The organism is Mycobacterium sp. 360MFTsu5.1, assembly GCF_000383495.1.
In the GTDB taxonomy this organism is placed as follows: Bacteria; Actinomycetota; Actinomycetes; order Mycobacteriales; family Mycobacteriaceae; genus Mycobacterium; species Mycobacterium mucogenicum_B.
The window spans coordinates 154,948-173,424 of record NZ_KB911466.1 but is presented as its reverse complement, the minus strand read 5'-3'; the positions used below and the strand labels follow the sequence as shown (position 1 = coordinate 173,424).

Sequence of the window (18,477 nt, the reverse complement as noted above, 5' to 3'; positions counted from 1 at the left end):
GGCTTGACCTACGGACTAGAACACGTTCTAGTCTTAGGTTATGAGTGACGAGCTGCTGCGCCATCCCCTGCATTCCGGGCACTTGACGGTGGGCGCCCTCAAGCGCAACAAAGACAAGCCGGTCCTGTTCCTCGGCGACACCACACTGACCGGCGGCCAGCTCGCCGACCGCATCAGCCAGTACATTCAGGCCTTCGAGGCGCTCGGCGCCGGCTCGGGCGCCAGCAGCGGCCTGCTGTCCCTCAACCGGCCCGAGGTGCTGATGATCATCGGCGCCAGCCAGACCCAGGGCTACCGGCGCACCGCACTACACCCTCTCGGCTCGCTGGACGATCACGCCTACGTCCTGACCGACGCCGGCGTCACGACCCTGATCATCGACCCCACCGAGGCGTTCGTGGAACGGGCCATCGGCCTGCTCGAGAAGGTCCCGTCGCTCAAGCAGATCCTGACCATCGGCCCGGTGCCGGACGAGCTGATCGGCTCGGCCATCGACCTGGCCGCCGAAGCCGCGAAGTACGAGCCACAGCCGCTGAAGGCCGCCGACCTGGCGCCTGATCACGTCGGCGGACTGACCTACACCGGTGGCACCACCGGCAAGCCCAAGGGCGTCATCGGCACGACGCAGTCCATCAGCACCATGACGACCATCCAGCTGGCCGAATGGGAGTGGCCCGAGCATCCCCGCTTCCTGATGTGCACTCCCCTGTCGCATGCCGGCGCCGCGTTCTTCACCCCGACCATCGTCAAGGGCGGCGAGCTGATCGTGCTCAAGAAGTTCGACCCCGCCGAGGTACTGCGGGTCATCGAGGAGCAGAAGATCACCGCGACGATGCTCGTGCCGTCGATGATCTACGCGCTGATGGATCACCCCGATTCGCACACGCGCGACCTGTCGTCACTGGAGACCGTCTACTACGGCGCCTCCGCCATGAACCCGGTGCGCCTCGCCGAGGCCATCCGCCGGTTCGGCCCGATCTTCGCGCAGTACTACGGCCAGTCCGAGGCCCCCATGGTCATCACCTACCTGGCCAAGGGCGAGCACGACGAGAAGCGGCTGACGTCCTGCGGCCGGCCGACGCTGTTCGCGCGGACCGCGCTCCTCGGCGACGACGGCCAACCCGTCAAGCAGGGCGAGGTCGGCGAGATCTGCGTGTCGGGCCCGCTGCTGTCGGGTGGCTACTGGAACCTGCCGGAGGCCACCGCCGACACGTTCAAGGACGGCTGGATGCACACCGGCGACCTGGCCCGCGAGGACGAGGACGGGTTCTGGTTCATCGTCGACCGGACCAAGGACATGATCGTCACCGGCGGCTTCAACGTCTTCCCGCGCGAGGTGGAAGACGTTGTCGCCGAACATCCTTCGATCGCTCAGGTCTGCGTCGTCGGCACCCCGGACGAGAAGTGGGGCGAGGCGGTGACGGCCGTCGTCGTGCTGCGTCCCGACGCCGACCGCTCCGAGGAGGCCATCGCGAAGATGACGGCCGAGATTCAGGCCGCGGTCAAGGAACGCAAGGGCTCGGTGCAGTCGCCGAAGCAGGTCGTCATCGCCGACGCCGTGCCGGTGACGGCCCTCGGCAAGCCCGACAAGAAGGCTGTCCGGGCGCAGTTCTGGGCGGGCTCGGAACGCTCTGTCGGCTAGCCCCTACCGAGACGTAAAACTGTCGTTTCCGGCGGAAAAGGCGCTCTACCAACGTTTTCCGTGGGTCGCCTACCGGCCGTCGCGTCGGTTGTCAGCCGACGACGCGTCCATGGGTGGATGGGCTGCCGGGCGATTCTGCGCTTCCCGTCGCCGATGTCCGCCTGAACGAACTCGACTGGCTTAACCCTCGGATCCCAGTCACCTGGTGACTGGGATCCGAGGGTTAAGCGGCTGTTGCAGTTGATCCTTGAACTGCGGGCGCCGTTTACCCGATGGTTTGCGCCACGAGGGCCACAGGGCATCACCCATGCAACTACGCTGAGGATTACTCCCCGAGACTGGCACCAATCCTCAGCACAACCCACCCACGGGGTTCCGCCCGCTTGCGGGGATTGCTCGCGCTAGGTGGGCAATCCCGCCAGGAGGCGGTCGAAGAGCACCGCTGCCGCGGCGGCCGCGCCGTCCGGGTCGGCGGCGACGATGCGGTCGAGCAGCCGGTGATGGTCCTCGAACTCGGTCTCGACCGGCGTCTCGTTCATGACGGACACGCTCGCGGTGATGACCTCGATGAGCCCGAGGTACAGGTCGATGAGCATAGTGTTGCCCGACGCGCGCATGACGGCACAGTGGAATTCGGTGTCGGCGTGGACGAATTCGTCGTGATGACCCGCGCGCTGCTCATCGTCGCGGCCGTCCAGCAGCCGGCGCAGGGTGGCGAGGTCGTCGTCGGTCCGGTTGGTGGCGGCGAGGCGCGCGCCTTCCACTTCCAGCCCGCGGCGCACCTGCAGCACATCGCGCAGCTCGTCGCTGCACAGCCGACGCAGCGCACCTGACACCTCACTGGTGGCGCGGACGTACGTGCCGTCGCCCTGCCGCACCTCGAACAAGCCGGCGTGTGCCAGTGCCCGCACGGCCTCGCGCACGGTGTTGCGGCCGACCCCGAGGGCTTCGACGAGATCGGTCTCGTTCGGGATGCGATGTCCAACGGGCCATTCCCCGTCCGCGACCGAGCCCCGGAGCTGTTCGATGACCTGCTCGACCAAGCCGGCCCGGCGGGCTGTGTTCAGCGCCACGCAATCATCCTTTCAACCAATCATAGGATGTATGGCATCCTAGCAGGATGAGTGCTGCCGTGAACGGAACCCCACACGCCCGTTACGAAGATGAATTGGCACTCGAGCTCGATGGTGCCATCGAGATCACCGACATCCCGGCAAGCCCGAACACGCGTCTCGCCAGCGGCGTCCTGCTGGCCCTCGCCGTCGTCGTCACCGCGCTGAATCTGCGGCCGTCGGTCACCAGCGTCGCTCCCCTGCTCGGCGAGATGCGCACCGCACTCGGGGTGTCATCGGTCTGGGCCGGCATCCTGACCACCCTGCCCGTGCTGTGCTTCTCGGCCGCCGGCGCCACCGCGCCATTGCTGTCCAAACGACTCGGCCTGGGCCGGACCGTCACGCTCGCACTGCTGGCACTGGCCGTCGGACTGATGGTGCGACCGTTCGGCGACGGCGGCCTCATGCTCGGCGCCACCCTGCTCGCCTCGTCGGGCATCGCGCTGGCGAACGTGCTGATCCCGGTGGTCATCAAGAGTTCGTTCCCCGCCCGCGTCGGCCTGATGACGGGCATCTACACCAGCGCACTGCAGGCCGGCGGCGCCTTCGGTGCCGCGGTCACCCCGGCCGTCGAACAGAGCGTCGGCGGCTGGCGTCCGTCGCTGGCCATCTGGTCGGCCCTCGCGCTGGCCGCGCTGCTGCTGTGGGTCCCCGCGGCCCGGCGCCACCGCACCGACTGGGCCGCCACCGCGGCACAGGCCACCAGACGCCGCTCGCTGTTGCGCAACCCGCTCGCATGGACCGTGACGGTCTACATGGGCAGCCAGTCGTTCCTGGCCTACGTCATGATGGGTTGGCTCCCACAGATTTTCATCGACAACGGCATGGACAAGACCAGTGCCGGCGTGATGTCCGGGGTGATGTCCCTGATCGGCGTCCCGATCGCGCTCCTGATCTCGCCGCTGGCCGCCCGCACGACACACCAGAGCCTGTGGAACGTCGGCCTCGGTGTACTGGGTGTATCCGGCACCATCGGCCTGCTGATCGCGCCGATGGCAGCTCCGGTGCTGTGGAGCACGATGATCGGCATCGGGTTGAGCGCGTTCTCGCTGGCGCTGACCATCATCGCGCTGCGCGCCCGCAACGCCGAGGACACCGCACAGCTCTCGGGGATGGCGCAGGGCTTCGGCTACCTGTTCGCCAGCACCGGCCCGTTCCTGTTCGGGCTGCTGCACGACATGTCCGGCGACTGGCACGTCCCGTTCGTGTTGTTCTTCACCGTCTACGCGGTGCAGTTGACGGCCGGCTGGTTCGCCGGACGCAACCGCTACGTCTAGCTAGTACTGCGGCGGATAGCCCGGGTAGCCGGTGGGAGCGACGGGCGCCGCCTGCCCGCTCTTCCACCGGCACCACTGCTGCGTCGAATTCAGCGCGGCCAGCACGCCGGTGGCGACCGCGAACACGATCGGTATCGCGGCGCTCAACACCGATACGCCCGCCATCCCCGGCAGTCCTTCGTAGCCACCACCGAGCGTCGTGTCGAGCCGCTTGAGGATCGTGAGTGCGGCGAACACACCGATGACGTTCGACAGCACCACGACGGTGCAACCGCCCATGACGATCCAGCGGCCCACCCCACGCCCGAGAATCAGCAGCACGCCGCCGACGAGCAGCGCGATCGCCACGACCGTCTGCACGAACGCCATGCCGGTGGTCAGGCTCATCAGGCTGGATTTCACTTCGCTCGCGTAGGAACTGGTCAACGCGCCGAGCGTCGCGACCGCGTACCAGCTGGAGAACGCCTGGAACGCCGTCGACACGGCGCCGAGCATGCTGAGCACCGCGGCGATGATCGCCGTGACGCCGGACGGGCCGGCGGGTCCGGCGGGCATGGGTGCGCCGTAACCCGCGGGCTGGGGGTACTGCGGCTGCGGGTACTGCGGATAGGGCACGTTCGGCGGCACACCGGGAGCGCCGTACGGGTTGGGCCCATACGGTTGACCCGGTGGTTGGCCGGGTCCGAACTGCCCAGGCCCGAATTGCCCGGGGGGCCACTGATTCGACATCGAAACCCTCCTTCAGCTGGGCGAACATAGCACGCCAGCGCGGTTTCGGCGCCTCGTCTAGCCTCGGGTCATGGCCCCGGACAGCGACGCGAATCTCAAGCCACCCTGGTGGCTCAAGCCCATGAACAAGGTGATGATGGCGGTCATGCGGGTGGTCCCGATCAAGGGCCCCGTGGTGCTGACCGTGCCCGGCCGCAAGTCCGGTGAACCGCGGTCGACGCCCATCACCCCGTTCGAGGTCGACGGCCGCCGCTACGTGGTGGGCGGGTTCCCGAACGCCGACTGGGTACGCAACGCGCGTGCCGCCGCCACCGCGACCGTCACTCAGGGCCGGCACCACGAAGAGGTCCGGCTGTTCGAGGTACCCGCCGAAGAGGCCCGCCCGCTGTTGCGGCAGTTCCCGATCCTGGTGCCGACGGGCGTCGGCTTCATGAAGAACGCCGGCCTCGTGACCGGGCCCAACCCCGACGAATTCGAAGCGCTCGCCGGCCGCTGCGCAGTGTTCCGGTTCGACCCCGTCTAGACACCGACGAGCGTGGGGGCTGACGCGAAATTCTGGACGAATTTCCGCGTCAGCCCCCACGCTCGGTAGCCGGCTAGATGTGCGGCGCGTTCTTGATCGGGGCGTCCTGCTGGCCGACCGTCTGACACCAGGCCAGCGCCGACGCGCGCGTCCCCGACACCTCCAGCGACGACGGATCGGCGCCCTTGCGGTCCTTGATCATCTTGTTGACCGCTTCGTTCTGCGTCTTCTCGTCGGCGCCGACGAAGTCCTTGCACTTGGTGTCGCCGCCCTGCACGGCCGGCGAGCATCCGACCAGCATCAGTCCGGCAATGACACTCGACACCACCACGCCTGCTGACCGCTTCATCAAGGTCCTCCTGTATTCGGGCCGCGAACGGCCGCTGTTTGTGTCCGATCTAGTACCCCGGGGTGGCGCGGGCCAAACACCGTCGGCTCTAAGGTCGAGGCGTGAACGCAGACAATCCGTTTGACCCGCAGCTCTGGCAGCCGGTGACCGACCTCGGTGAACTCACCGACATCACCTACCACCGCCACGTGCGCGACGGTAAGCCGCAGCCGACGGTCCGGATCGCCTTCGACCGGCCCGAGGTTCGCAACGCCTTCCGGCCGCACACCGTCGACGAGCTGTACCGCGCCCTCGACCACGCCCGGATGAGCCCCGACGTCGGCGTCATCCTGCTCACCGGCAACGGACCGTCGCCGAAGGACGGCGGCTGGGCGTTCTGCTCCGGTGGCGACCAGCGCATCCGCGGCCGCAGCGGTTACCAGTACGCGTCCGGCGAGACCGCCGAGTCCGTCGACCCGGCCCGCGCCGGGCGGCTGCACATCCTCGAGGTGCAGCGGCTCATCCGGTTCATGCCCAAGCCCGTGATCTGCCTCGTCAACGGCTGGGCGGCCGGCGGCGGCCACAGCCTGCACGTGGTCTGCGACCTGACCCTGGCCAGCCGCGAACACGCCCGCTTCAAGCAGACCGACGCCGACGTCGGCAGCTTCGACGGCGGCTACGGCAGCGCGTACCTGGCGCGGCAGACCGGGCAGAAATTCGCCCGCGAGATCTTCTTCCTGGGCCGCGCCTACGACGCCGAGACCATGCACAAGATGGGCGCCGTCAACGAGGTCGTGGACCACAAGGACCTGGAAACCGTTGCGCTGCAATGGGCCACCGAGATCAACGGCAAGTCGCCGCAGGCCATCCGCATGCTGAAGTTCGCGTTCAACCTGCTCGACGACGGCCTGGTGGGCCAGCAGATCTTCGCCGGCGAGGCCACCCGGCTGGCCTACATGACCGACGAAGCCGTCGAGGGCCGGGACGCGTTCCTGCAGAAGCGCGACCCGGACTGGAGCGAGTTCCCGCGCTACTTCTGAGGTTCGCCGGGGTCCTGCCGCGGTCCTGCCACGGTCCTGTCCGTCATACGGACGACAGCCCGCTGTGTGCTTTCCCATGAGTGCGCTGTGTATCCGCTTAGGCGCGCGTCGACGGCGGGCACCGCGCGTCACACTTGGGGCGTGGACGTCGGGACGCGAGCGCGAATCGGCCAGTGGGCGCTGGGGGTCGAGGGTTTCGCGCTGGGCGTCTTCGGCGGCGCCGGCCTGGCCTGGTCCATGGCGAACCCGCATTTCGGTGCCGCCGGGGCGCCGATCATGTGGCTGCGGGTGACGCCGCTGCACTGCTCGCTGCTGCTCGTCGTCGGCGTGCTGACCGTCTTCGCCGCGTTCGGCCGCAGCGCGGCGCTGTTCAACCGCATCGCCGCCGTCGGCTGGTTCATCGTGACGGCGGTGTGTGTGGTGGCAACCTCGAGTCACAGCCCGGGACCTCTGGGTTTCGACTCGCGTGACACCGTGCTGTACGCGATCCTCACCGGCTACAACGTGGCGCTCGCGGCGTGGTTCGCCTTCCCCAAACGAACCAAGCCCGTCGAGCAGCCACCGCGCCGGTTCCACCGTCGTCACTCAGACGCGATCGGATCCCGCTGATCCCTGTTAGCCTCCCGGGGTGAGCGAGCCGAGTTACTCCGACGCCGAACGCGCAGCCGTCTACCGCGTCATGTCCGAGCGTCGGGACATGCGGCACTTCACACCGAATTCCACAGTGCCCGAAGAGGTTCTGCGCCGCATCCTGGAGGCCGCGCACACGGCGCCGAGTGTCGGGCTGATGCAGCCGTGGCGCTTCCTGCGCATCACCGACCCGGCCGTCCGCACGGCGATCAAGAAGCTCGTCGATGCCGAGCGCATCCAGACCGGCGAGGCCCTCGGACCGCGCGAGGCGGAGTTCCTGGCGCTGAAGGTCGAGGGCATCGGCGACTGCGCCGAGCTCTTCGTGGTGGCCCTCGGTGACGATCGCGAACGCCACATCTTCGGCCGCCGCACCATGCCCTACATGGACCTGGCGTCGGTGTCCTGCGCCATTCAGAACATGTGGCTGGCGGCCCGCGCGGAAGGCCTTGGACTGGGCTGGGTTTCGCTGTTCGACCCGGCCGAGCTGGCCGCCCTGCTGGGTATGCCCGAGGGTGCCGACCCGATTGCGGTGCTGTGCGTCGGTCCGGTACCGGAGTTCCCCGACCGTCCCGAACTCGAGATCGTCGGCTGGACGACGGCGCGCCCGCTCGACGAACTCGTGTACACCAACGCCTGGCCTGTCACCGGAGCGAGCTGACGCCCCGGCCCTAAGCTCAGGGTGTGAGCAAGAGTCCACTACAGCGCTTCGCCGAGAGCCTGCTGCTCGCCGGCATGCGGCCGCCCCTGATCGAACGGTTGTCGGGCCACGGCGAGGTCGACCTGACCGGGAAACGCATCGTGCTGACGGGGGCGTCGTCGGGCATCGGGGAGGCGGCCGCCGCCAAGTTCGCGCGCCTCGGAGCGACGGTCGTCATCATCGCCCGCCGGGCCGACCTGCTGGACAAGGTGGCCGCCCGGATCACCCACAGCGGTGGCGACGCCATCGCGCGGCCGTGCGACCTGTCCGACATGGACGCCATCGACAAACTGGTCACCGACGTGAAAGCCGAACTGGGCGGCGTCGACATCCTGATCAACAACGCCGGCCGGTCGATCCGCCGCCCGCTCGCCGAGTCCCTGGACCGCTGGCACGACGTCGAACGCACCATGACGCTCAACTACTACTCGCCGCTGCGCCTCATCCGCGGCTTCGCCCCCGGCATGATCGAGCGCGGCGACGGGCACATCATCAACGTGTCCACGTGGGGTGTCATGAACGAGTCGTCGCCGCTGTTCGCGGTCTACAACGCTTCCAAATCGGCGCTGACCGCGGTGAGCCGGGTGATCGAAACCGAGTGGGGCGCAAGCGGAGTGCACTCCTCGACGCTGTTCTATCCATTGGTGAAGACGCCGATGATCGCGCCGACCCGCGCCTTCGACGGGATGCCCGGCCTGTCGGCCGACGAGGCCGCCGACTGGATGATCACGGCGGCCAAGACCCGTCCGGTGCGGATCGCGCCCCGGATCGCGGTGACGTCGCACGCGCTCAACAGTTTCGTGCCCGGCGTGGTCGACCAGATGATGAAACGCCGACGCGCGCAGTCGATCGGGTGACGCGATGGAGATCCTCGCCAGCCGCATCCTGATCCGGCCCGTCGACTACGCGAAGTCGGTGGCCTTCTACCGCGACGCCATCGGCCTGGCCATCGCCCGCGAATACGGTGCCGGCACAGTGTTTTACGCCGGGCAGTCGCTCATCGAGCTCGCCGGCCACGGCCGTCCCGACGACGGCCCGACGGTGCCGTTCCCGGGGGCGCTGTGGCTGCAGGTGCGGGACGTCTACCAGACGCAGGCCGAGCTCGAGGCCCGCGGGGTGCCGATTTCCCGTGCGGCACAACAGGAGCCGTGGGGCCTGCACGAACTGCATGTCACCGACCCCGACCAGGTCACCTTGATCTTCGTCCAGGTGCCCGACACCCACCCACTACGACGCGACACCCGGAGTTAGCACTCCGGGTGTCGCGGGTGGGGTGTGCTGCGGCGCGTCAGCGAGCCGGCGTCGCCAGCGGCCAGCCGACCGAGGCCAGCCGCGCGGACACCTGGTGGATGTCGTCAGCGCTGGGTTCCTGGTTGGTGACGTTCGCGATCGCGGCCTGAATCTCGGCCTCGGTGACGGGGCTCTCGCCGTCGTTGGTGCGCAGGATGGACCGCGCCGCCTCGACGACCTCGTCCTCCGTGAGCGACCGCTTCAGCAGCGCGAGCACCGGGTAGTAGTCCTTCGGCGGCACGCCGTCGGGGTATCCCGCCCGCAGCCACTTCAGGACGTTCTCGAACAATCCGTTGGATTCAGTCATGGCCGTCAGCTCACTTCTTCAGAAAGGGGAACAGGTCGACGCCGGTGTGGTGGATGATCGTCGACCGGGTGATCCACAGGATCGCGGCCAGGACCACTGCTCCGACCAACACGAACAGCGCCAGACCGAGGTACTTGAGGACCGGGTTGGGCGCCGCGACCGTCCCGTCGGAGTGCTCGCCGCCGGCTCCGTTGGAGTAGGCGACCAGACCAGTCGCGAAGATCGCGGGCAGGCCGGCGCCGAGGACCAGCCCCACGACGAGCACCTTGAAGATGGCTTCCACGTAATTCATCAGTGATTCCTTCTGGTTCGGTTCGCGGGGAATCAGACGCCGGCGGATTCGGGCGACTTGGCAGCGGCGTCACGGACGTCGGCGGGCACCACGGAGTTGGTCGACGCGTCCCAGTCGGCGTTGACGTTGTTGTGGTCGACCTTCTGCTGCTGCGCACGCCAGTACATGAAGCCCGACAGCGCGACCAGGATGACGAAGATCGTGCCGTCGCCGACCAGCGCGGAACCGGTGGCGGACTTCAGGCCGTAGGACAGCCAGTACGACAGCGCACCAACCAGCGCCGCGGCCGGCAGCGTGATCAGCCAGGCCATGGCCATACGTCCGGCGACGGCCCAGCGGACCGAGGCTCCCGGCTTGCCGACGCCACTGCCCAGGATCGAACCGGTGGCGACGTGGGTGGTCGACAGCGCCATGCCGGCGGCGCTGGAGCTCAGGATGATCGCGGCCGAGGACGCCTCGGCGGCCAGGCCCTGCGGGGACTCGATCTCGACGAGGCCCTTGCCCAGGGTGCGGATGACGCGCCAGCCGCCGATGTAGGTGCCCAGACCGATGGCCAGGGCGCAGGAGGCGATGATCCAGAACGGCAGGCCGTCCTTCTTCACGTCGCCGGTCAGGTGGCCGGTGGTGATGAGGGCCAGGGCGATGACACCCATGGTCTTCTGCGCGTCGTTGGTGCCGTGGGACAGCGCGACGAGCGATGCGGTCGCGATCTGGCCCCAACGGAAGCCGTCTTCCCGGCGCTTCTTGATGACGTTGCGCGTGATCCGGTAGACCAGCCAGGTTCCGACGGCGGCCACGAGGCCCGCGATGAACGGGGCGGCGACGGCGGGGATCAGCACCTTCTGGATGACACCGGTCCAGTTGATGCCCGCGGTGCCGAGCGCGGCCAGGCCGGCACCGATCAGTCCGCCGAAGAGCGCGTGCGACGAGCTGGAAGGGATGCCGAACAGCCAGGTGAGGAGGTTCCACAGGATGCCGCCGATGAGGCCGGCGAAGATGATGGTGAGTCCGGTCGATGCGTCGATGGACTTCAGTAGGTGCCCGGACTTACTGTCCTGAATCTTCAGCACCGAGGTGGTGACGGTGACGGCGACCTCGACTGACAGGAACGCGCCGACCAAGTTCAGGACGCCGGCCAGCAGCACGGCGGTCTTGGGCTTCAGCGCGCCTGTGGCGATCGAGGTCGCCATGGCATTACCGGTATCGTGAAATCCATTCGTGAAGTCAAATGCCAGTGCTGTTGCGATCAACAGCACCAGGATGACTAGCTCTGCGCTCATGGCGCTCATTCTGGTGTAACGGCGCCGTTTTTTGCGAGTTACAGCCACCCCGAAATCTGATGACGACCTGGCTCTTTCCAGTTCTGTTCAATGTGTTCACTGAGTGTTCATCGGCTCGTGAGGCGCGGTTCCACCGCCAACGCGCTGTTCAAGGACGTGAGGACTACCGTGTCGGTGTGCCCGCGGCCCGCGTCTACCGTTTCGGGGCGCAGGATTGCGGCAATCGATAGGGACGACGCTGGACGTCCCGGACCTGGAGGAGGTGACGTCATGAACATTTTTCTCACCAAGATCGTGGCGTGGCTGCAGGCCGGATATCCCGACGGCATCCCCGCCACCGACCGGGTGCCACTGTTGGCGCTGCTGTCGCGGCGCCTGACCAACGACGAGGTCAAGTCTGTCGCACGCGGGCTGATGAATCGTGGCGAATTCGATGACATCGACATCGGCGTACTGATCACGCGCATCACCGATGAACTCCCCCGCGGCGAGGACGTCGAGCGCGTGCGTGCGCGGCTGGCCGCCAAGGGCTGGCCCCTCGACGACCCCCGCGACCCGGCCGAAGGCGAGCCCGGCGACGGAGGCGTGGCATAGCTGTTCTGCATCCGGTCGCCGTCGGATCCGGCGACGCGGCCCTCGCCTTGATCCCCGCGCTGGCCCAGGCCCTCGACGGCCGCGGCGCGCTGCTGCCGGTGCCGGCCGACGATGACCGTCAGGCCACGTTGCTGACGGAAACGTTGCGGGCCGGAGAGTCCGTCGACGACGACGTGGCCCTGGTGGTCTCGACGTCGGGTTCCACCGGAATCCCCAAGGGCGCCTTGCTTTCCGCGTCGGCGTTGCACGCCAGCGCCGACGCCACGCACGACCGGCTCGGCGGCCCCGGCCGCTGGCTGCTGGCGCTGCCCGCCTACCACGTCGCCGGAGTGCAGGTCCTGGTGCGGAGCCTGCGCGCCGGCAGCACGCCCGTCGCCCTGGACCCGGGTTTCGACGTCGGCGAACTACCTTCTGCCGTACGCGCTTTGGGTCCGGGCCGGCGCTACACGTCCCTGGTTTCAGTACAGCTGGCGAAGATCCTGGCCGATCCCGCCGCGACCGAGGCGCTGGCCGAACTGGACGCCGTCCTCATCGGCGGCGGCCCCATGCCGCCCGGGCTCGGCGAAAAAGCCACGGCCGCAGGCATTTCCGTGGTCCGTACCTACGGGATGAGCGAAACCAGCGGCGGCTGCGTCTATGACGGCACACCACTGAACGGCATCCGGCTGCGCATCGACGACACCGGCCGAATCTCGTTGGGCGGTCCCACGCTGGCGTCGGGTTACCGAAACCCCGTCGACCCGTCGCCGTTTGTGGATGGCTGGTTCGTCACCGATGACATTGGCGCAGTGGATGATTCGGGCGTGCTGCGGGTACTGGGCCGCATCGACGACGCCATCGCCACCGGTGGCCTGAAGGTGCTGCCCGCGCTCGTCGAGGCGGCCCTGGCCGGCCATCCGGCCATCGCCGAATGCGCCGTGTTCGGCGTGACCGACGAACGGCTGGGCCAGCGGGTGGCCGTCGCCGTCGTGCTACATCCGGGTGTAGCCGCGCCCACCATCGCTGACCTGCGGGAACACGTCAGCGCCACGCTGGCCGCCACCGCCGCCCCACGTGAGGTGCACGTGGTCGCCGAACTCCCGCGCCGCGGGATCGGCAAGCTGGACCGGCGGGCGCTGACGCTGCAGTACCAGAAAAACGCCTGATCGGCCCGTGATGCCGGTCACAGCATCGGCGCTTGATTCGGTGGCGGGCCCGGCTCTCTGGGACCCTGGAACGCGGACCGGAAGAGTTGGAGTTTCCATGCCTGCCCACAGACAGTCTGACAACCATCCTGCGGTGACCGCCCTGACCTGGTCAGGAGGCGTGCTGGCCTGGCTCGTGGCCGCCGCCGTCGCAACCCCGTCCACCGGTCTGTCACTCGCCGTCGTGCTGCCCGTGACCCTGATTTTCGGTGCGCTGGTGGTCGTGGCCATCCGCAGCACCGTCGCCAGCGCCCGCGGCACCGCCGTCCGGGTTGCTTTGGCCGTCGCGATCGGCCTCCTGGTCGGCGAACTGGCCGCGATGACGCTGTTCAGCAATGCCATCACCCAGCGCATGGACGCCCAGGCCGCAGCCCGCGCCGCGGCCACGCCCGCGGTGGCCACCGCGCAGGGCCAGCTGGACGCGCTGCGTGCCGGCCGCGGCGCGCTCGACGCGGCCGTCGACTCCGCCCGGCAGCGTCGTGACGACGCCCAGGTCGTGGCCCGCTGCGAATACCACCCGACGCCGTCGTGCGCCCAGCAGCCGGTCACCGGGGTGCCCGGCGACGGCCAGATCACCCAGAACACCCAGGACATACTCGAGCACGACCAGCGTGAGCTCGATGCCGCGCTGGCGGCCCGGGGCGAGCAGGCCCCTACTCTCGACGCGCGGATCGCCGGCGCCGAGCACGCCGTCACGGCAGCACGCGACGCGGCCGGCGCCGGCGCGGACCGTGGCTTCGGCGCACGGTGGGTCGCGATGAACGGCTACACCATCGAGACGCCCGCCGCGCTGGTGGCGCGCATCGCCGTCGTCGGCGTCTGCTTACTGCTCTACCTGCTGCCGATGCTGCTGCACGCCCGGCAGGACCGGACGCTGCGTGAGCGCCACGACGAGTCCCGGCTGCGGGCCGAGCTGCGCGCCGAGACCGCCATAGCCGTCAAGCAGGCCGAGGTGCGGGCCGAAGCCGAGATTCTGAAGGCCGAACACCAGTTGGCCGCCATGAAGCTCGCGCTCGAAACCGACGCCGAGATCAATCGCGAATACCACCGCCAGCGCGTGGCCGGCCTCAATCCGCTGGCCCTCACCGGTGAGCCGGCGCAGCCCGCGCTCGCGGCCCCCACCGCCGAGGTGCTGCGGCCGTCCGATTCGCAGCCGCAGCCCATGTACTCGGACTGGGACGAACTCATGGCGTTCCCGGACCCGCAGCGACGTTCCTTGAACGCCGCCCCCGCGCCGGAGCCCGAACCGGCCGACGCGCCGGCCGAACCGGCCGCCACGGCCGAACTGGTCCCGATCGGCGACCAGCCGGCCGACAACCTGCCGGCGCAGGCGACCTCCCAGCCCGCCGGCGGCCTGGCGCTGCCGCAACTGCCCGACCTCACCAAGGTCGCCGCTCGCCTGCTGCGTCCGCTGATGGCGCCCGTCGCACCGGTGGTGGACCGCGTCATCGACACGTCGGTGCAGCAGCTGCGCTCGGCGCAGAAGGTCATCGAAGAGTTCGAGGAGATCACCTTCACGCTGCGCCGGACGTCCCGGACGACGGTGACCGAGAACGAGCACGAGCAGTCGTCGGGCCCGCGCGCCGCGGACCAGGGCCAGGCGCTCGGAGCGGGCCAGGGCGTCCACCCGCGCGTCGAACCCCAGTGGGCCGCACCGCAGATGAACGCGACGTTCGCACCGACCACGCCGCTGCGGAGCGCCGACCCGTACACCGCGCTCGACGGCACCGACACCACGATCATCGACGCCGCCGACGAGCGCCGTCAGCTCAAGGAAGGCCGCCGCGCCATCGAGCCGTAACCCGGGGATTTGTGCACGATTTTCCGCGCCTCGCGCGGAAAATCGTGCACAAATCCCTAGGGCAGCGAGCGGTTCAGGCGCTCGGTGGCGGCGAGGTAGTCCTCGATGAACTCGCGGACGACCTCGCGGGCGGGCTTGACCTTGTTCATCAGGCCGACGCCCTGGCCGACGAAGTAGGTCGCCAGCTGCTGGGCGCCCGGATGCCCTTGGGCGGCCAGTCGGTCGATGCGCCGGATCACCGGCTCGCTCAGCATGTTCTGCAGCGGCAGCGGAAGTGGCTTGCGGCCACCGTCTTTCGGCGCCCAGGCATCCGTCCAATCCGAAACCAGCTGGCGTGCGGGCTTTCCGGTGCGGCCCGCCGACCGCACGGTGTCACGTGACGTGGCGGCCAGCATCTTCTGCTTGGTGGCCGGCGCGGTCTCGGCCTCCTCGGTGGTCAGCCACACCGAACCGGTCCAGGCCCCAGCGGCGCCCAGCGCGACCGCCGCGGCCATCTGCCGACCGGTGACGATGCCGCCCGCCGCCAGCACGGGAACCGAATCATCAATGGCCTCAATCACTTCCGGTACCACGACAAGCGTCGAGACCTCACCGCAGTGCCCACCGGCCTCGGTGCCCTGCGCGACGATGAGGTCGACCCCGGCTGCCACCTGCTTGACGGCGTGCTCCTTGGCACCGACCAGCGCGGCCACCGGAATCCCCCGCTCGCGGCCCGCCTCGATCATGTAATCCGGCGGCACCCCAAGGGCATTGGCGATCAGTTTGATGGGGTGGCTCAACGCCACGTCGAGCAGGTCGTGCCCGGTGTTGCCGGACAGCACCGACCCGCCGGTACGGACCCGTCCCTCGGGCTCGATGCCATGGTCGATCAGCAGTTGGGTGACGAATTCCCGGTATTCCGAAGGGATTCGGTCGGCCAGCTGGCCGTCGGACAGGTTCTCGCCCTTGCCCTCGAATTTCGCCGGGACGATGATGTCCGCACCGTAGGGCCGGCCGCCGACGTGATCGTCGATCCAGGCGAGTTCCCGGTCGAGCTGCTCGGGGGTGTACGCCGTCGCGCCCAGCACGCCGAAACCACCGGCGTTGGTGACGGCGGCGACCACGTCGCGGCAATGGCTGAAGGCGAAGAGCGGAAAGTCGATGCCGAGCTGTTCGCAGATGCGGGAAGTCACCCCGTCAGTTTTGCCACCCCGACTTGACGGGTGTCAATAGCCGACCCGGTCAGGGCAGCTCAAACGGCAGCTTCACCCCGGCGTGGGCCAGACAATGAGTGCAGGTCCGTTCGGCCGGGACGGTCGCGAGGGCCTGCTGCACCAGGGCCTTGAACATCGGGGTGTTCCGCTCGAACTCCGCGAACACGTCGACGGTGGTGACGCCGGCCCCGGCCTCGATGCCCGCGTCCAGATCGGTCACCAAAGCGATTGCCGCATAACACATCTCGAGTTCCCGGGCCAGCACGGCCTCGGGGTAGCCGGTCATGTTCACCAGCGTGAACCCCTGGGTCGCGAACCACTGGCTCTCGGCGCGGGTGGAGAACCGGGGCCCCTGGATGACCACCATGGTGCCGCCGTCGATGACGCCCGGTTGCTCGGCCGCGACGGCGCGCAGCGTCGGGCAGTACGGATCGGCGAAGCCGACGTGGATGCCGCCGGCGTCGAAGTAGGTGTCCTCACGGCTGCGGGTGCGGTCCACCAGCTGGTCCGGCACGACCACGGCACCGGGTCCGAGGTCCGCGGTGAGGCTGCCGACGGCGCACGGGGCGAAAATCCGGCGCACCCCGAGCTTGCGCAGCGCCCACATGTTGGCCCGGTACGGCACCGTGTGCGGCGAGTACTCGTGCTTGAGCCCGTGCCGTGGCAGGAACGCCACCTCGTGTCCGCCGACGGCCCCGATGGTCACCGGCGCGCTCGGCGCGCCGTAGGGCGTGTCGACGGTGACGGTGCGCGCGTCGTCCCCGAAGAACGTGTAGAAACCGCTACCGCCGATGACTCCCAGCATCCAACGACTATTCGGCGTCGGTCTTGGGAGCTTCCGTCGTCTCCGGCGTCACGGCCGTGACGGGCGTCGGCGCGGGCGCCGCCACGTCGTCGTCCTCGATATCCTCGGCCTCGTCCTGTTCCAGCTGCGCGCGGGCCCGCCGGGCGCCGTCACGGATCTCGAATGCGTCGGTGGCCAGGGCACCGATGGAGCTCGCCACGTCCTTGACGGCGGTGACGACGATGTTCATGACCTCGCCGACGGTGCCTGCGACGGCTTCGACGGATTCCTGCACGACATCTTTGCGAATCTCGTTCTTGCTGAGCCGATCCTTCATGCCGATAAGTGTAGGGGCGTGGGACGATTGCGCGCGTGGCCAGTCTTTCGCAGTGGATAGAGGGCGCCCGACCGCGCACCCTCCCGAATGCCGTCGCTCCCGTGCTGGCAGGCACCGGCGCCGCCGCGTGGGTCGGCGGTGAGGTGTGGTGGAAAGCGGCTCTGGCCCTTGTGGTTTCGATCTCGCTGATCATCGGCGTCAACTACGCCAACGACTACTCCGACGGCATCCGCGGCACCGATGACGACCGGTCCGGGCCGGTCCGCCTGGTCGGCGCCAAGTTGGCCTCCCCACAGGCGGTGCTGGCGGCGGCCGTGATCAGCCTGTCGATCGGCGCCGGTGCCGGCCTGGCGCTGGCCCTGGTCAGCCAGCCGTGGCTCATCGCCGTCGGCGCGGCGTGCATCGCCGGCGCCTGGCTCTACACCGGCGGCACCAACCCGTACGGCTATCGCGGGCTCGGCGAGGTCGCGGTGTTCGTGTTCTTCGGGCTGGTCGCTGTGCTCGGCACGCAGTACACGCAGGCCCTGCGGGTCGACTGGATCGGGCTCGTCCTCGCCATCGCAGTCGGGGCGCTGTCGTCGGCGGTATTGGTGGCCAACAACCTTCGCGACATCCCGACCGATCAGGTGTCGGGCAAGATCACGCTGGCGGTGCGGCTCGGCGATGCCCGCACCCGAAAGCTGTTCCAGGTGCTGACGTTGCTGCCGTTCGTGCTGACCGCGGTCCTGACGCTCGCGACCCCGTGGTGCCTCGTCGGCTTCGCGGCGGCGCCGCTGGCGGTCCGCGCGGCCAAGCCGGTGCGCTCAGGCCTCGGCGGCCGCGAGCTGATCCCCGTGCTCAAGGACACCGGGCTGACGATGCTGGTGTGGTCCGCCCTGATCACCGCGGTGCTGGTGGCGATCAAGCCCTAGCGCCCGGGCGGCGTCAGTCGCCGGCGGAATCCTCGCCGTGCAGCCGAGCCTGCAACTGCTCGCGCTCGGCGCGGCGACGCTCGTCGACGGCGGCGATCCCGGCGGTGGCCCGGCGGCGCAGCGGAGCGAACAGCCAGATGCCCAGCGGCATGCCGAGAACCAGCGCGAACAGCAGCGCCACCATGGCCGGGAAATCACGGATACCCAGCAACGCGACGACGCCGAAGATCGCGCCGGCAATCACCGCTACCAGCAGCAGCCGGGCGAGCGCGTAGAGAAAGACGTCGAGCAGCAAACGTGGCATGGACGGGGTAGCTGGCGCATCAGACACCGCACGAGTTTACCGACGGACGCGTATATTCGAATAAAGGAGGTTTTACGTGCAGTTCCTGCTCCTGATCACGCTGCTGGCACTGTTGGCCTACGTCGGCTGGCGTGCCACTCGCGCGACGGCCGCGCGGCCGACCACGCGTGTCATCGGCCCGGACGACGATCCGGAATTCCTGCGCCGGCTCGGCTCGTAGCG

At 68.8% G+C, this 18,477-nt stretch carries 23 protein-coding genes; 13 read left to right on the top strand and 10 right to left on the bottom strand.

Annotation, left to right across the window (positions count from 1 at the left end; translation table 11 throughout):
• Positions 1–40: 40 nt before the first annotated feature.
• The gene (fadD8, locus tag H289_RS0113090; protein ID WP_020101252.1) at positions 41–1,642 is read left to right on the top strand and encodes a fatty-acid--CoA ligase FadD8; all 1,602 of its coding nucleotides are present in this window, start codon (positions 41–43) and stop codon (positions 1,640–1,642) included.
• Positions 1,643–2,043: 401 nt separating this feature from the next.
• Here fadD8 and H289_RS0113085 read toward each other — a convergent pair whose 3' ends face one another.
• A complete protein-coding gene (locus H289_RS0113085) occupies positions 2,044–2,715 on the bottom strand; it encodes a FadR/GntR family transcriptional regulator (RefSeq protein ID WP_020101251.1) in 672 nt (223 codons plus the stop codon).
• A gap of 47 nt (positions 2,716–2,762) precedes the next feature.
• Between H289_RS0113085 and H289_RS0113080 the strand changes: the two genes are divergently transcribed.
• Positions 2,763–4,031: a CynX/NimT family MFS transporter gene (locus tag H289_RS0113080; RefSeq protein ID WP_020101250.1), complete on the top strand. Its 1,269-nt coding sequence runs from the start codon at positions 2,763–2,765 to the stop codon at positions 4,029–4,031.
• Here the strand turns inward: H289_RS0113080 and H289_RS0113075 are convergent, their stop codons facing one another.
• Positions 4,032–4,760 carry a hypothetical protein gene (locus tag H289_RS0113075; RefSeq protein ID WP_141772267.1) on the bottom strand — a complete coding sequence of 243 codons (729 nt, stop codon included), beginning with the start codon at positions 4,758–4,760 and terminating at the stop codon, positions 4,032–4,034. It lies immediately after the preceding gene.
• A 70-nt stretch (positions 4,761–4,830) separates the two neighbouring features.
• Between H289_RS0113075 and H289_RS0113070 the strand changes: the two genes are divergently transcribed.
• A complete protein-coding gene (locus H289_RS0113070) occupies positions 4,831–5,283 on the top strand; it encodes a nitroreductase family deazaflavin-dependent oxidoreductase (RefSeq protein WP_020101248.1) in 453 nt (150 codons plus the stop codon).
• 73 nt (positions 5,284–5,356) lie between these two features.
• Here the strand turns inward: H289_RS0113070 and H289_RS0113065 are convergent, their stop codons facing one another.
• A complete protein-coding gene (locus tag H289_RS0113065; protein WP_029105169.1) occupies positions 5,357–5,632 on the bottom strand; it encodes a hypothetical protein in 276 nt (91 codons plus the stop codon).
• A gap of 101 nt (positions 5,633–5,733) precedes the next feature.
• On the opposite strand from H289_RS0113065, the gene H289_RS0113060 reads away from it, so the two are divergent.
• The 5 genes from H289_RS0113060 to H289_RS0113040 all read left to right on the top strand — a co-directional run bounded on the left by H289_RS0113060 (position 5,734) and on the right by H289_RS0113040 (position 9,229).
• The gene (locus H289_RS0113060; RefSeq protein ID WP_020101246.1) at positions 5,734–6,651 is read left to right on the top strand and encodes a 1,4-dihydroxy-2-naphthoyl-CoA synthase; all 918 of its coding nucleotides are present in this window, start codon (positions 5,734–5,736) and stop codon (positions 6,649–6,651) included.
• A 141-nt stretch (positions 6,652–6,792) separates the two neighbouring features.
• Positions 6,793–7,260 carry a hypothetical protein gene (locus tag H289_RS0113055; RefSeq protein WP_020101245.1) on the top strand — a complete coding sequence of 156 codons (468 nt, stop codon included), beginning with the start codon at positions 6,793–6,795 and terminating at the stop codon, positions 7,258–7,260.
• Positions 7,261–7,279: 19 nt separating this feature from the next.
• Complete coding sequence (gene bluB, locus H289_RS0113050) at positions 7,280–7,939, top strand: 5,6-dimethylbenzimidazole synthase (RefSeq protein WP_020101244.1); 660 nt, start codon at positions 7,280–7,282, stop codon at positions 7,937–7,939.
• 23 nt (positions 7,940–7,962) lie between these two features.
• Positions 7,963–8,835: an SDR family oxidoreductase gene (locus H289_RS0113045; RefSeq protein ID WP_020101243.1), complete on the top strand. Its 873-nt coding sequence runs from the start codon at positions 7,963–7,965 to the stop codon at positions 8,833–8,835.
• 4 nt (positions 8,836–8,839) lie between these two features.
• Entirely contained in the window at positions 8,840–9,229 is a 390-nt protein-coding gene (locus H289_RS0113040; RefSeq protein WP_020101242.1) for a VOC family protein, read from the top strand.
• A gap of 37 nt (positions 9,230–9,266) precedes the next feature.
• Here H289_RS0113040 and H289_RS0113035 read toward each other — a convergent pair whose 3' ends face one another.
• From H289_RS0113035 to H289_RS0113025, 3 genes are read right to left on the bottom strand one after another with little or no spacing between them, the layout of a single operon-like run.
• Positions 9,267–9,575, bottom strand: a complete 309-nt coding sequence (locus tag H289_RS0113035) for a DUF3349 domain-containing protein (protein WP_020101241.1) — start codon at positions 9,573–9,575, stop codon at positions 9,267–9,269.
• 10 nt (positions 9,576–9,585) lie between these two features.
• On the bottom strand, positions 9,586–9,867 hold the full coding sequence (locus tag H289_RS0113030) for a hypothetical protein (RefSeq protein ID WP_020101240.1): 282 nt from the start codon (positions 9,865–9,867) through the stop codon (positions 9,586–9,588).
• A gap of 32 nt (positions 9,868–9,899) precedes the next feature.
• Positions 9,900–11,147 carry an inorganic phosphate transporter gene (locus H289_RS0113025; RefSeq protein WP_029105168.1) on the bottom strand — a complete coding sequence of 416 codons (1,248 nt, stop codon included), beginning with the start codon at positions 11,145–11,147 and terminating at the stop codon, positions 9,900–9,902.
• A 270-nt stretch (positions 11,148–11,417) separates the two neighbouring features.
• Here H289_RS0113025 and H289_RS0113020 point away from each other — a divergent pair, with 270 nt between their 5' ends.
• The 3 genes from H289_RS0113020 to H289_RS30455 all read left to right on the top strand — a co-directional run bounded on the left by H289_RS0113020 (position 11,418) and on the right by H289_RS30455 (position 14,726).
• Positions 11,418–11,741 (top strand): DUF3349 domain-containing protein, encoded by a 324-nt coding sequence (locus H289_RS0113020; RefSeq protein WP_020101238.1) that lies wholly within the window; start codon positions 11,418–11,420, stop codon positions 11,739–11,741.
• 47 nt (positions 11,742–11,788) lie between these two features.
• Positions 11,789–12,886, top strand: coding sequence for an o-succinylbenzoate--CoA ligase (gene menE, locus H289_RS0113015; RefSeq protein ID WP_020101237.1), 1,098 nt, complete (start codon positions 11,789–11,791; stop codon positions 12,884–12,886).
• A gap of 133 nt (positions 12,887–13,019) precedes the next feature.
• Positions 13,020–14,726, top strand: a complete 1,707-nt coding sequence (locus tag H289_RS30455; protein ID WP_020101236.1) for a DUF4407 domain-containing protein — start codon at positions 13,020–13,022, stop codon at positions 14,724–14,726.
• Between the two features lie 56 nt (positions 14,727–14,782).
• On the opposite strand, the gene H289_RS0113005 is transcribed toward H289_RS30455, so the two are convergent.
• From H289_RS0113005 to H289_RS30450, 3 genes are read right to left on the bottom strand one after another with little or no spacing between them, the layout of a single operon-like run.
• Positions 14,783–15,898, bottom strand: a complete 1,116-nt coding sequence (locus H289_RS0113005) for an NAD(P)H-dependent flavin oxidoreductase (protein ID WP_020101235.1) — start codon at positions 15,896–15,898, stop codon at positions 14,783–14,785.
• Between the two features lie 49 nt (positions 15,899–15,947).
• Positions 15,948–16,724: an S-methyl-5'-thioadenosine phosphorylase gene (locus tag H289_RS0113000; protein WP_020101234.1), complete on the bottom strand. Its 777-nt coding sequence runs from the start codon at positions 16,722–16,724 to the stop codon at positions 15,948–15,950.
• A 7-nt stretch (positions 16,725–16,731) separates the two neighbouring features.
• The gene (locus H289_RS30450; RefSeq protein WP_020101233.1) at positions 16,732–17,040 is read right to left on the bottom strand and encodes a hypothetical protein; all 309 of its coding nucleotides are present in this window, start codon (positions 17,038–17,040) and stop codon (positions 16,732–16,734) included.
• A 35-nt stretch (positions 17,041–17,075) separates the two neighbouring features.
• On the opposite strand from H289_RS30450, the gene H289_RS0112990 reads away from it, so the two are divergent.
• Complete coding sequence (locus tag H289_RS0112990; RefSeq protein ID WP_029105166.1) at positions 17,076–17,951, top strand: 1,4-dihydroxy-2-naphthoate polyprenyltransferase; 876 nt, start codon at positions 17,076–17,078, stop codon at positions 17,949–17,951.
• 13 nt (positions 17,952–17,964) lie between these two features.
• On the opposite strand, the gene H289_RS0112985 is transcribed toward H289_RS0112990, so the two are convergent.
• Positions 17,965–18,255 carry a DUF4229 domain-containing protein gene (locus H289_RS0112985; RefSeq protein WP_020101231.1) on the bottom strand — a complete coding sequence of 97 codons (291 nt, stop codon included), beginning with the start codon at positions 18,253–18,255 and terminating at the stop codon, positions 17,965–17,967.
• 76 nt (positions 18,256–18,331) lie between these two features.
• Between H289_RS0112985 and H289_RS33415 the strand changes: the two genes are divergently transcribed.
• On the top strand, positions 18,332–18,475 hold the full coding sequence (locus tag H289_RS33415) for a hypothetical protein (RefSeq protein ID WP_020101230.1): 144 nt from the start codon (positions 18,332–18,334) through the stop codon (positions 18,473–18,475).
• The last annotated feature ends 2 nt before the right edge of the window (positions 18,476–18,477 follow it).